Annotated in this window: 12 protein-coding genes; 5 read left to right on the forward strand and 7 right to left on the reverse strand. The window is 57.3% G+C overall.

All coding sequences use genetic code 11. The features are described 5' to 3' along the window. Nucleotides 1–12: 12 nt before the first annotated feature. The 4 genes from ABRP31_RS17755 to ABRP31_RS17770 form a co-directional block, all read right to left on the reverse strand. Nucleotides 13–963 (reverse strand): D-isomer specific 2-hydroxyacid dehydrogenase family protein, encoded by a 951-nt coding sequence (locus ABRP31_RS17755; protein ID WP_349969538.1) that lies wholly within the window; start codon nt 961–963, stop codon nt 13–15. Nucleotides 964–1425: 462 nt separating this feature from the next. Further along, nucleotides 1426–2928, reverse strand: a complete 1503-nt coding sequence (locus ABRP31_RS17760) for a tripartite tricarboxylate transporter permease (RefSeq protein ID WP_349969539.1) — start codon at nt 2926–2928, stop codon at nt 1426–1428. A gap of 14 nt (nt 2929–2942) precedes the next feature. Continuing rightward, on the reverse strand, nt 2943–3398 hold the full coding sequence (locus ABRP31_RS17765) for a tripartite tricarboxylate transporter TctB family protein (protein WP_349969540.1): 456 nt from the start codon (nt 3396–3398) through the stop codon (nt 2943–2945). Further along, nucleotides 3395–4711: an LLM class flavin-dependent oxidoreductase gene (locus ABRP31_RS17770; RefSeq protein WP_349969541.1), complete on the reverse strand. Its 1317-nt coding sequence runs from the start codon at nt 4709–4711 to the stop codon at nt 3395–3397. Before ABRP31_RS17770 ends, ABRP31_RS17765 begins: the two co-directional genes overlap by 4 nt. Before the next feature lie 241 nt (nt 4712–4952). On the opposite strand from ABRP31_RS17770, the gene ABRP31_RS17775 reads away from it, so the two are divergent. Continuing rightward, nucleotides 4953–5912, forward strand: coding sequence for a tripartite tricarboxylate transporter substrate binding protein (locus ABRP31_RS17775; protein ID WP_349969542.1), 960 nt, complete (start codon nt 4953–4955; stop codon nt 5910–5912). A gap of 158 nt (nt 5913–6070) precedes the next feature. Continuing rightward, nucleotides 6071–6970 carry an AEC family transporter gene (locus ABRP31_RS17780; protein ID WP_349969589.1) on the forward strand — a complete coding sequence of 300 codons (900 nt, stop codon included), beginning with the start codon at nt 6071–6073 and terminating at the stop codon, nt 6968–6970. Nucleotides 6971–7183: 213 nt separating this feature from the next. On the opposite strand, the gene ABRP31_RS17785 is transcribed toward ABRP31_RS17780, so the two are convergent. Then, a complete protein-coding gene (locus ABRP31_RS17785; RefSeq protein WP_349969543.1) occupies nt 7184–7525 on the reverse strand; it encodes a hypothetical protein in 342 nt (113 codons plus the stop codon). Between the two features lie 227 nt (nt 7526–7752). Further along, nucleotides 7753–8628: a LysR family transcriptional regulator gene (locus ABRP31_RS17790; protein ID WP_349969544.1), complete on the reverse strand. Its 876-nt coding sequence runs from the start codon at nt 8626–8628 to the stop codon at nt 7753–7755. Between the two features lie 100 nt (nt 8629–8728). Here ABRP31_RS17790 and ABRP31_RS17795 point away from each other — a divergent pair, with 100 nt between their 5' ends. Together ABRP31_RS17795 and ABRP31_RS17800 are read left to right on the forward strand one after the other, a co-directional pair. Then, nucleotides 8729–10120, forward strand: a complete 1392-nt coding sequence (locus tag ABRP31_RS17795) for an aldehyde dehydrogenase family protein (RefSeq protein WP_349969545.1) — start codon at nt 8729–8731, stop codon at nt 10118–10120. A gap of 589 nt (nt 10121–10709) precedes the next feature. Continuing rightward, nucleotides 10710–11579: an oxaloacetate decarboxylase gene (locus ABRP31_RS17800; protein ID WP_349969547.1), complete on the forward strand. Its 870-nt coding sequence runs from the start codon at nt 10710–10712 to the stop codon at nt 11577–11579. 26 nt (nt 11580–11605) lie between these two features. Here ABRP31_RS17800 and ABRP31_RS17805 read toward each other — a convergent pair whose 3' ends face one another. Next, on the reverse strand, nt 11606–12196 hold the full coding sequence (locus ABRP31_RS17805; RefSeq protein WP_349969548.1) for an NAD(P)H-dependent oxidoreductase: 591 nt from the start codon (nt 12194–12196) through the stop codon (nt 11606–11608). 130 nt (nt 12197–12326) lie between these two features. Here ABRP31_RS17805 and ABRP31_RS17810 point away from each other — a divergent pair, with 130 nt between their 5' ends. Then, the gene (locus ABRP31_RS17810) at nt 12327–12890 is read left to right on the forward strand and encodes a TetR/AcrR family transcriptional regulator (RefSeq protein WP_349969549.1); all 564 of its coding nucleotides are present in this window, start codon (nt 12327–12329) and stop codon (nt 12888–12890) included. Nucleotides 12891–12892: the final 2 nt, after the last annotated feature.

The raw sequence follows: 12892 nt of genomic DNA on the forward strand, positions 1-12892 counted from the left end.
AGTTGTGCCCCTTCAATACCCCCGCTTGAAATCCACCAGCTCAGCCAGCGGCTCGCCCTTATGGAAGCGCAGCAGGTTGCTCACGAACTGGTCGACGACATTGCCCCACAGGTCGCCGGTAGCCGGAGAAACATGTGGCGACAGGCGGATTTTCGGGTGGCTGTAGAACGGATGGTCGGCGGGCGATGGCTCTTTCTGGGCGACATCCAGCGTTGCACGGCTCAACTGCCCTGCATCCAGCGCTGCAACCAGTGCGTCCTCATCCACCAGACTCCCCCGCGCGATGTTGATCAAGTGCAAACCCGGCTTGGCGTGACTCAGCAGCTCTGCGTTGACCAGATGCCGTGTCTCCTCCGTCGCCGGGGCCGCGATGACCACATGGTCAGACTCCGCGAACAGCGCCTGCACGCTCTTCGCCCGCTCCACGCCCGGCACATAGAACGGCTTGCCGGAATGGTTGGTGGCAATCACCCTCACTCCCAATGCTTGCGCGCGAATCGCCAAGGCACTGCCTATCGCTCCAAACCCTACGATTCCCAACACGCTGCCACTGACCAGCTGCAAGGAATGCCGCTGCCACTGCGCGGCTTCGGATATCCAGACTTCAGGGAAACGTTTGGCGCTGGCAAGAATCGCGGCCAAGGCAAATTCCGCGACAGCCACCGCAGAGGTGCCTCGGGCTGACGTGACTTTCGGAACCTCGAACAGCCATTCAGGGTAGGTATCGATCCCCGACGAAGACAGGTGAATCCATTGCAGGTTGAACGGCCAGCCCTCTGGGCGTGGCGGCTTCTCACCGCTGCCCGCGCAGAACACCGGTCGCGCCAACAAAATAGTCGCCTCGGCAGGAATCGAGCTCGGCGTACCGGTGCCAACCGGCACAAATGTGTACTCAGGCAAACGCTGGCGCAGCAGCTCGTTGACCTCTTCGTCATGCTGTGTGGCGATTACAATCTGTGTCATGAAAACCTCGTGGCTAGAACGCGGGACGGCACGCAAGGCTTCGCTAAAAAGCATTACTGACAGGCAGCTTCAGAAATCGCCTGCTTGCGCTGAGTAGTGCTCACCGTCTGGGCGCAATGGCGATTTTCCGGCCGGACTGAGCATGAACATAAGCGTTCAATACAGGCCTGTGAAATGCCAATGCGATCTAACCTAATATTATTTTTGGTTATCACTACATGTTGTTTATATCAGGCCATGGCATAAAATCATTCTTCCGGGAAACCCTCCGTCCTGTAGGAGTGAGCTTGCTCGCGATAGCGTCAGGTCAGGCGATAACTTATCGGCTGGAAAAATGAATCGCGAGCAAGCTCACTCCTACAGGTTCGGGGTTGCCGCGCGACGAGACGGTGTCAGTTCTTATCACGCAACGACACAGACACGCGGCCGGATCAGGTCCTGCCGCGAACGAGAACGCTTCCTTCACTCTTCCTGAAACGCCTCGACCCGCTTGCGCTTGAACGTCGGAATCAGTAACAGAATCAATAACGCCACACTGGCGCACAACAACGTCGCCGAGATCGGGCGGGTCACGAACACGCCGAAGTCACCCCGGGAAATCAACAAGGCACGGCGCAGGTTCTCCTCCATCATCGGGCCCAGAACAAAGCCCAACAACAAAGGTGCAGGCTCGAGTTTCAGCTTGCCAAACACGTACCCGACCACACCGAACAATGCCATTTGCCAGATATCGAACAGCGAGTTCTGCACCGAAAAAACCCCGATCGAACAGAACACCAGGATCGCCGGGTACATCAGACGGTACGGCACTTTCAGCAGCTTTACCCAGATGCCCAGCAACGGCAGGTTGAGCACCAGCAGGATCAGGTTACCGATCCACATGGACACGATCAGCCCCCAGAACAGATCCGGGTTCTGACTCATGACCATCGGCCCCGGCTGGATGTTATGGATCACCATCGCACCAATCATCATCGCCATCACCGCATTGGACGGGATGCCCAGGGTGAGCAGCGGAATGAACGACGTCTGCGCTGCGGCGTTATTGGCTGACTCAGGTCCGGCCACACCTTCGATGGCGCCTTTGCCGAACTCCTCGGGATTGCGTGAAACCTTCTTTTCCAGTGTGTAAGACGAAAACGACGCCAGCGCCGCTCCACCACCCGGCAATACGCCCAAGGCGCTGCCCAGCGCAGTACCGCGAAAAATGGCCGGCCACATGCGTTTGAAGTCTTTGCGGTCAGGCCATAAACGGTCGAGCCCTTTGGTGAAGGTCTCGCGAGCCTCGGTGCCTTCCAGATTGCGCACAATTTCCGCGACCCCGAACAAGCCCATCGCCAGGCAGACGAAATTCAGGCCATCGAGCAATTCGATTTGCCCAAAAGAAAAACGCGCCACACCGGAATTGACATCAGTGCCTACCAGACCCAGCAGCAGCCCCAGCAGGATCATGCCCACCGCGTGATAGACCGAGCCGGAAGCCAGAATCACCGCCCCAAGCAAGCCGAAGGTCATCAGCGAAAAATAATCTGCCGGGCCGAAATCCATGGCCAGGTCGGTCAAGGGTCCGGCGAATGCCGCCAGCAGGAGTGTCGCCACCGTACCGGCGAAAAACGAACCGATGGCCGCAGTTGCCAGTGCGATACCCGCACGACCGCGACGCGCCATCTGATAGCCGTCCAGGGTCGTGACCACCGACGACGATTCCCCCGGCAGGTTGACCAGAATCGCAGTGGTCGAGCCGCCATACTGGGCGCCGTAATAGATACCCGACAGCATGATCAACGCCGACACAGGCGGCAACGCGTAAGTCGCGGGCAACAGCATGGCAATGGTTGCCACCGGCCCAAGGCCCGGCAAGACGCCCACCAGTGTGCCCAGCAGACACCCCATGAAGGCGTACAGCAGATTCTGAAAAGTCAGCGCGGTGGTAAAACCCAGCGCGAGGTGATCAAGTAATTCCACGGAAAAATCCAGAGTCAGAAAGAGGGCCACAGCGGCATGGGCAGACTCAGCCCGCCGACAAAGACCAAGGCGCAGAACGCACTGATTGCCACGGCACTGATCAAGCTGGCTCGCCAGCGAAACTCATGACTGGCACGGCTGCTGATCAGCACGAGAACGACGGTCGCGAGGATCAACCCGGCAGATTTGAGCAACAACGCGAACAGCGCGATGCCCAGCAAAATCCAGCCAAGGCCGGACAGTGGCCACGTCCCCAGCGCCTGACGCTCACGTTGCCGTGACCAGGCACTGACGATGGCGCCCAGGCCGAGCAAGGCCAGCCCAATCCCCAGCCAGAAGGGGAAAAAGCCCGCGCCCATTTGCGCCGGAGTTCCCAGCGAATACCCTTTGGCGATGACGGCACATGTGCCGCCGACCACCAGGTACAGAACACCGACGCAAAAATCGATTTTCTGGCGCGGCGCAATCATTTCTGCTGTCCGTTACGATTAGCCGGAATGGGCAAGCCAAGGTGCTCACGCAACGTCGTGCCGCTGTATTCCTCGCGGAACAGCTTGTGCTTGCGCAGGATCGGCAGCACGCCATCGATGAAGTGTTCCAGGCCTTCAGGAAAGTAAGCCGGCATCAGATTGAAACCGTCAGCGGCCTCCCCCTCAAACCAGGCAATCAGCTCGTCGGCCACAGTTTGTGGAGTGCCAACGACGATCTTGTGCCCACGGGCACCCGCCGCCAGATTGCAAATCTGCCTCAGGGTCAGCCCATCGCGGTGAGACAGGTCCAGGAGTAATTGCGCCCGACTCTTCATGTTTTGCGGCAGCGGCAAGTCAGGCAACGGCTGATCCAGATCGAACCCGGACAGGTCATGCCCCAGACGATCTGAAACCATCAACAGCGCGGCTTCCTGATCGGTCCAGCTTTGCAGTTGATCAAAGCGCGCCTGCGCTTCGGCAGCCGTCGCGCCAATGATCGGCATGATGCCCGGCATCACCAGGCAATGTTCGGGCTTGCGCCCTTGGGCGACGACCTGCTGCTTAAGTTCCCGGTAGAATTCCTGAGCTTCTGCCAGGCCCTGCTGAGCCGTGAATACCACCTCACCAATCCGTGCCGCCAGCGCCATGCCTGGCCCGGAAGATCCCGCCTGAATCAGTACCGGGTGACCTTGCGGCCCGCGCGTCACGTTAAGTGGACCGGCAATGTTGAAGTACTCTCCCTTGTGATCAAGCCCATGCAGCTTGCCTGGATCGAGATAGACGCCGGACTCCTGATCGCGCACATAGGCGTCGTCCTCCCAGCTGTCCCACAAACCACGCACCACATCAACGAACTCTTCGGCGACCGCGTAGCGCTGGGCATGATCCGGATGGGTGGCGCGGGTGAAGTTGGCGGCGCTGTCGTAACCGGTGGTGACCACGTTCCAGGCAGCCCGCCCGGCAGACAGGTGATCGAGCGTAGCGAATTGCCGGGCGATGGTGTACGGCTCGCTGTACGTAGTGGATGCCGTCGCTGCCAGACCGATATTTTCGGTAATGGAAGCCAATGCGCCGAGCAATGCCACCGGCTCCAGACGCACGATCATCGAAGGATGTTCTTTGCCAGTGGTGACCAGCTTGTCGCCGAAAAACACCATGTCGAATTTGGCTCGCTCAGCGGCCAGGGTCAGTTGGCGGATCAACGGAAAGTTCTCGCTGCCTGCCTGGGCGCCAGGGTAGCGCCAGCCCGCTGAATGGTGACCTGCGGCCTGTATGAACAGGCCCAGGCGCATGTGTCGATCAAGCTTGCTCATGGAATGACTCGATAATGGAATGAACGGCAAACATCATGTGTGGGTTGGCACTCTGATGGCTCCCGGCGAGTACCCGGTGAAAAATCCGGATCTGGAAAAAGTTGTAAACATAGAACAAATCGATATAACAAAACCAAATGTCTAGCTAGATTAATAATAAAAATAAATTATCTTGGCTGTCCATGTTTTGTTGCCTGCGGGCTGCAATCAACTTCTGCTACCGCGTTATAAGGTGTATTCGATGTTGCCCTTTATCCGTCACAGCGCACTGGCGCTGATCGCTTTGCTGCCGCTGACAAGCCACGCTGAACCTGCCTTTCCGTCCAAGCCCATCACTTATGTAGTGCCCTACACACCGGGCGGCACCAACGACAATATTGCGCGGATCATTGCCAAACATTTGGGCGACAAGCTCGGCCAGCCTATCGTGGTAGAGAACAAACCCGGGGCAGCCGGCACCATCGGGGCAGCCTACGTGGCACACGCACCGGCGGATGGCTATACCCTGTTCAACGCGTCAGTGGGGAATCTGGCGATCGCGCCGCAGTTGGTCGATGTCCAATTTGATCCGTTCAAAGACTTCACGCCGCTTGCCCATCTGGCAGGTTCGCGCTCGGTGATCGCGGTCAACCCGAAACTGCCGATCAACTCCATTGCCGAGCTGATCGCCTACGCGAAAAAGAATCCGGGCAAGTTGACTTACGGCACCTCAGGCAATGGCACGCCGGGGCATATCTCCACGGAATATTTCAAATTGCTCAGCGGCATCGATTTGCTGCATGTGCCCTACAAAGGCAGCGCCCAGGCGTTGTCTGATGCCGCCGCGGGGCATATCGATCTGGTGTCCGACCCGTTGGCCAACAGCTTCGTGCAGGCGGGAAAACTGCGCGGCCTGGCGTTCTTCGGCACAGATGAGGCGCCGGATCTGCCGGGCGTTCCATCGCTGAAGGAAACCTATCCGCAGTGGAATTTCTCCGGCGCGTTCCTCGCCGTCGCGCCCGCCAAAACGCCCCCTCACGTGCTGGAAGTACTGCGCAACGCATTCGATGAAGTACTGGCCGAACCGCAAACCATCGCCGAACTACAGAAACTGGGCCTGGCTCCTCAGCGGCTGAGCACTGAACAAAGCGAGGCGGTGATTCGCTCGACGTATGACATCAGCAAGGAAATCATTGCCAAGGCACAGATCAAGGCGAGCTAAGGTCTGGTGAAGAGCTCGTCCAGCAAAGACCACATAACATCAGGCTAGCGAGGCGCAGCAATCAGTACGCCGAACCACGGATACCTCCGAGAAAAGCACTGACAGATCAACCATCCACGATAATAATGCCCGCACATTTTCTGCCGGAGCCTTTTGCCGTGGCCGTGCCGCAAGCTATCTTGCCGATCTTTCTGTTGATTGTTCTGGGCTACTTTCTGCGTCGTCGCGGCACGCTGACCGCGGAGAGCAACAAAGCCTTTGGCGAACTGGCGTTCAAGCTATTCATGCCCATGGTGCTGTTCATCGGCATGACCAAAGCACCGCTGCATGAGGGCCTGAACACAACGATTCTGGCGGCCTACTTCATTCCCGCGTTGATCATCTTTGCCGGGGTCAATCTGGTTGCCCATTGGCGCATCGGTCACCCGACACCTTTTGGTCTGACCGCTGCCTTTGGCAATAACGGGTTAATGGGCATTGCGCTGGTTGCCAGCCTGTTCGGCAATCCGGGTCTGGTCCTGCTGTTTACCATTCTGGCGGTGCACAGCCTGTTGCTGTTCAGCTTCCAGAGCCTTTACAACAGCTTCGCCGGTGATGAGCCTTTCAGTGCCAAAACCCTGGTCGGCAGCCTGGCCAACCCGATGATCATCGGCCTGTTGCTCGGCGTGTTGCTTAATCTCTCGGGCCTGACGATGCCGTTGTGGGCCGATCACCTGACGACCTGGCTGGCTCAGGCCGCCCTGCCCTGCGCCTTGATCGTGCTCGGCGGCAATCTTGCAGGTTATCGTCTGCGCCCCAGTATCGAGGCAGTCGGTATTACCTTTGCAAAACTGCTGATCATGCCCGTGCTGGTATTGGTGACCTGCATGATTATCGGGATCAGCGGCACGCCACGTGCGGTTTTGATGCTGATGGCAGCGACGCCTTGCGGGTTGAATGTATTGGGCTTCTCACGAACGCAAGAAGACGTGCAGAAAACCAGCTCGGCCATTTGCCTGTCGACGCTGGTATCGGCGGTGACCATGCCGATGTGGATGTGGGTCGAAAGCTGGGTGTGATTCGAGGGAGAAGGCTTGACCGGGATGCGTCTGAAGATAGCGCGTCCCGGGGAAGCTCCCCCCCAGCAACACATTGATCGCTCCTGACTCCGCAAACCATTGCGCTTGAGCGGCTGCGACTAAATCAACCGCTGGTCAAAAAAAATGAAGGCGTGAGGATCAGTCACAGACAGGGCGACGCGTCAGCGCAGCGTGCTGCACTGAGTCAGGTCGTTACAGGCACTCCTGCGCTGCCTGTTCGAAACTGGAAGGCGTGAAACTGGAAGCCAACGGGCGGCGCTCATACAAGAATACCTTCCCTCCCGCCGGGGCCTTATACGCCTCAATTACATTGTCTGCCGCGATAGCGCTGGAGACGACAATCCGGTAGTGGCGCTGACTTTGTGACAACGTCGGCGTGAACTTACGCTCTTGCAACTTGGGCACCAGGCAATCTGTATATTGCTCTGGCGATTTCGCCGTCTGCAAGACACGGGTCGGCTGATTGGGCGCAGAGGCGCAACCGGCGAGAAGAGAGACGGCAATTGCGGAAGTACAGAGAAGAGAGAAACGCATGAAGAAAATCCTGAACAATGGATCTGCCAAGGGGCAGGGTTTGCAATGCAGGGTATTCTCCGTATTTCTTCAGGAAACAGAAGTTTTAAGTCGTGATGATGAATATTGTTTAGAACGATAGTTTGAAACAGACCTGTTAAAAGCCAACTTATTGGCGAGACCGAACATGTAACTGTGTAAATTCGACGTCTCGCCAACAAGTTGGCTTTTACTGATCAGGTGCTTGATCATTTTTGCTGGACCACGCCCCGCTCTTCCAGCATGCGCACAAACATGGTCAAACTTCTCGACACGGTGCCTTTGCGCCATACCAGCCAGGTGCGCAAAAACCGGAACGCCTCTGCCATCGGCCAGACGCTGACGGTGGTACAGCCCGGCATGCTCTGCAACATACTGCGCGGCATGAGCGCCAGACCAGCACCGGCGCTGACACATGCCAGCATGCCGTGATACGACTCCATTTCGAAGATCTTGCCAGGCACAGCTGAGTCGTCGGCGAACCACTGCTCGAAGTGGTGCCGGTAAGAGCAGTTGGAGCGAAAGGCGTAAATGTTTTCGCCGCTGACATCCAGCGCTCGACCAATCGGCGCATGGTTGAGCGGCGCAATAAGCACCATTTCCTCCTCGAACGCGGGTACACCTTCAAGTGCCGGGTGCAAAACCGGACCGTCGACAAAAGCCGCGACCAGCCGACCGGCCAGTACGGCGTCGATCATGGTTCCAGAAGGGCCGGTGGAAAGATCCAGTTCAACCTTGGAGTATTGCTGGTTATAGGCCGCCAAGAGTTCGGGAATCCGCACCGCCGCTGTGCTCTCAAGTGAACCCAGCGCAAATGAGCCTTGGGGTTCTTCACCGGCAACCGTGGCCCGCGCCTCCCCTACCAGATCAAGAATGCGCCGGGCGTAATCGAGAAAACTCCAGCCTGCTGGCGAAAGACGCAGACGGCTTTTTTCGCGGATAAACAGGTCCACGCCCAGATCCTGTTCCAGCTGTTTGATCCGCGTGGTCAGGTTTGAAGGCACGCGATGAATATGCTGCGCCGCTGCGCTGATGCTGCCCTGCTCGGCCACCGCCTTGAACATTTCCAGCTGAACCAGATCCACACCATTCTCCTTTCGTGAAAGATACGCTCAGCATTATTCAGTTTTCATAAAAACAATACCACCGTAATCTGAACCCAATCCCACCCGACAGGACGGTGCAATGAATACTATCTCCAGCGTTACCCATGCTATTTCGATCAACCCCGCCAATGGCGAACAGATCGGCCACTACGCATTTGAATCAGAACTGGCTCTGGACTCAGCGTTGAAGCGCGCATCCAGCGGATTTGCCACATGGCGTAAAACGCCGGTGACTGAACGTGCACAACTGATGATTGCGTTAGCCAAAGCGCTGCGGGACAACGCCGCTAATATGGCGAACATGGTCACTCAGGAAATGGGCAAGCCGATTACTCAGGCCCGAAGCGAAATCGAAAAATGCGCACAACTCTGCGAGTGGTACGCCGAGCACGGCCCGGCCATGCTCGATGCCGAGCCGACACTGGTTGAAGGCGGCAAAGCGCAAATCGAATACCGCCCTCTCGGGCCGATCCTGGCAGTGATGCCGTGGAACTTCCCGATCTGGCAGGTGCTGCGCGGCGCAGTTCCAGTACTACTCGCCGGTAACACTTACGTTCTCAAACACGCGCCAAACGTGATGGGCAGTGCTTATCTGTTGCTGGACGCGTTCAAGCGCGCAGGTTTTATCGACGGTGTTTTCGAAGTCATCAACGTCACGCCTGATGGCGTTTCCAGAGCGATCGCCGACCCACGCATCGCAGCTGTCACCCTGACCGGCAGCGTTCGCGCCGGCATGGCGATTGGCGCCCAGGCGGGTGCAGCGCTGAAGAAATGCGTACTGGAACTGGGCGGCTCCGACCCATTCATCGTGCTCAATGATGCTGACCTGGACGACGCGGTACAGGCCGCATTGATCGGCCGCTTCCAGAACAGCGGGCAAGTCTGCGCAGCGGCCAAACGGCTGATTGTCGAAGAAGGTGTGGTCGAAGAGTTCACCCGCAAGTTCGTCGAGGCAACTCGCCAGCTCTCGGTCGGCGATCCATTACTGGCAGACACTTACGTCGGCCCGATGGCCCGTTTTGATCTGCGTGATGAGCTGGATGGTCAGGTGCAAGCCACCCTGAAAGAAGGCGCAACGCTGTTGCTCGGCGGGAGAAAAACAGAAGGCTCCGGCAACTTCTATGAGCCAACGGTTTTCGCCAACGTTACCGACCAGATGACCTCGTTCAAGGAAGAGTTATTTGGTCCGGTTGCCTCGATCATCACGGCCCGGGACGCCGAGCATGCCCTGGCATTGGCGAATGACAGCGAGTTTGGCCTTACCGCCACTGTCTACACCCGCAACGTTGATCAGGCTCGCAAAATGGCCGACGAACTGGAAACCGGAGGCGTGTTCATCAACGGTTACAGTGGCAGCGATCCACGGGTCAGCTTTGGTGGCGTAAAGAAAAGCGGTTTCGGCCGCGAGCTGTCGCACTTCGGCCTGCGCGAATTCTGCAATGCGCAGACTGTCTGGCTGGATCGACGCTAAGCGTCTGATCACACATTTGCCGCCTGCGCCGACACACGAGCAACTTCAGCCACTGTGTTTGCGAGGCGGTGTTTCTGATCCAACAGGTCTGATCGGCTCTGAGGGTGATTCTATATTCGCCTGCAAGCGTAAATTCTGTGGGAGCCGGGCTTGCCCGCGATAAGGTTTAGGTGATCTATCTGCCAGACCGCGGTGTCTGTATCGCGGGCAAGCCCTGCTCCCACAGGGTCCTGGATTAGCCGCGCGATGGCGGAGTGTCAGCGCCGCGGCGGGAGCCATCAGCCACCCATGATTATCTAACTGGAATGCAGTCACTTGCAGGAGTGACCAGGGTGGCGCTCCACCTTGCTCGCGATAGCGTTCAATCAGGCTATCAATAGCAAGAAGCAGCACCCTGATTGTAATTTTGATAAAAACCCGTTGCGCGGACAGGCGCAATGAAAATCGTTTCAGCTCAAGCACAACCCCCTGCCAGACGGCGATCATGCACTTTGTGCATGGGCCATTCTCAAACGTCATAACCCTATATTTTTGTGCGTGGTAGTCTCGCGCCACTACGAATAGAAGATGCCTAGAATCAGGAAACGTCATGCCCAGAATTTCCCACTTGGCGCTGCGCCAGAATTTTCGCGCGCTGCTTGCTTCACAAACCTGCTTTGAAACCGCCTCTGTCTTCGATCCGATGTCTGCACGAATCGCCGCGGACCTGGGTTTTGAGGTAGGCATCCTGGGAGGTTCAGTGGCATCGCTGCAGGTATTGGCAGCTCCAGACTTTGCGCTGATTACCCTGAGTGAGTTTGCTGAACAGGCCACCCGAATCGGCCGCGTTGCACAGCTGCCTGTCATCGCCGACGCCGACCACGGTTATGGCAACGCCCTGAACGTGATGCGTACCGTTGAAGAGCTTGAACGCGCTGGCGTAGCGGCATTGACGATTGAAGACACGCTGCTGCCTGCGCAGTTTGGTCGCAAATCGACCGACCTGATTACCATCGAAGAAGGCATCGGCAAAGTCAAAGCCGCTCTGGAAGCACGCATCGATCCTGAACTGTCGATCATTGCCCGGACGAATGCTGGCGTGTTGCCGGTCAAAGACATTATTGAACGTACCAAGGCCTACGAAAAAGCCGGTGCTGACGGCATCTGCATCGTAGGCATCAATGACTTCGAACACCTTGAGCAGATATCGGAACACCTCAGCGTGCCACTGATGCTGGTGACCTACGGAAATCCGAAGCTCAACGATTCGCAACGCCTGGCCAGCCTGGGCGTGCGCATCATCGTCAAGGGCCACGGCGCCTACTTCGCAGCGATCAAGGCGACTTACGACTCACTGCGCGCCCAGCGCCAGGTTACACACAGCACGTCGAACCTCAGCGCTACCGAGTTGACCCACACCTACACCCTGCCTGAGAACTATGTGGCCTGGGCCAAAGAGTTCATGGACGTCAAAGAGTAATCACGGCGCCAGGTTGCGGCTGGCGCTTACAAGGGAAAAATGACGCTGCCTTTCTTGTAGGCAGCGTTCAGATGAACAGCAGGTTCCTGCGTTTCTGAATCGAGCATCAGCTCGGACGTGATCACCCTGGCCCCGCAGTAATCAAAGATGCCGTGATTTATCTGCGTCTTCATGGCCGACGCATAGCCGTGACGCTCATAGGTTCCAGCATCTGCACCGCCGACGCCTACCAGATGCACCTCAAGGTCTGTGAGCTTCTTGATCAGGGTCGCTTCAGCGCTGAAGTCAAACGCCCAGCCATTGGAAAAGACCCGGTCTATCCATCCCTTGAGTAGCGCAGGCATGGACCACCAGTAAACCGGATACACGATAATCAAAGCATCTGCGCGATCAATGCGAGCCTGCTCGGCTGCCACGTCCGCCGGAAACGGCCCTTCTTTTCGATGGACTGCGATATCAGCAGCGGTAAACCGTGGATCGAACCCCGAAGCAGCCAGGTCGACCAATTCGACCGTGTTGGCCTCGCTTGCATCGCTGATGCCTTCTGCGATGCGCCTGGCAATACCGTGAGTGAGGGAGTTGGAATCGTGATGGCTGACGACGATGAGTGCGTGCATGGTAAAGCTCCGACGCTGGATGATTGCTGATGGATGTTCACAGCTATATACTTTTCGTACATTAATTTTAAGTTACCTTTGGTATATAAGCGTGTCAAGCCAGTCTCCAAACGCAAAGCCGCGCCAACGCATGTCTCGGGAAGGTCGCCTCAGCCAGTTAATGGAGGTGGCATGGCAAATTGTTCGCGAGGAAGGCACAGAAAGCCTGACGCTGGGGCATCTGGCGCAAATCGCCGGGGTTACCAAACCTGTCGTCTATGACCACTTCCCCACTCGCCCACTGCTGTTGGCCAAACTCTATGCAGATTTCGATGTTCGACAAACCTCTCGCCTGGACGAAGCGTTGCGCAACAGCGATGCGACCGTACAGGCGCGAGCGAGGGTCATTGCCGACTCCTACGTCGATTGTGTGCTGCTGCAAGGCCGGGAAATCCCTGGCGTGATCGCAGCACTGAGCAGCTCTCCTGAGCTGGAGAAAATCAAACGTGATTACGAACTGATCTTCATGGACAAATGTCGAGCAGCGCTGGGAAGTCACAGTAAACCGAGTCAGATTTCAAATGCCCAGTTACGCGCCATGCTCGGCGCGGCGGATGCACTTTCCAATGCCGCCGCAATGGATGAAATTTCCGCAGACGAGGCGAAGTCCGAGCTTTATGAAATTATTCTGGCCATGACTGAAAGAGCTCATTAAGT

It is taken from the genome of Pseudomonas caspiana (assembly GCF_040224095.2).
GTDB lineage: Bacteria > Pseudomonadota > Gammaproteobacteria > Pseudomonadales > Pseudomonadaceae > Aquipseudomonas > Aquipseudomonas caspiana.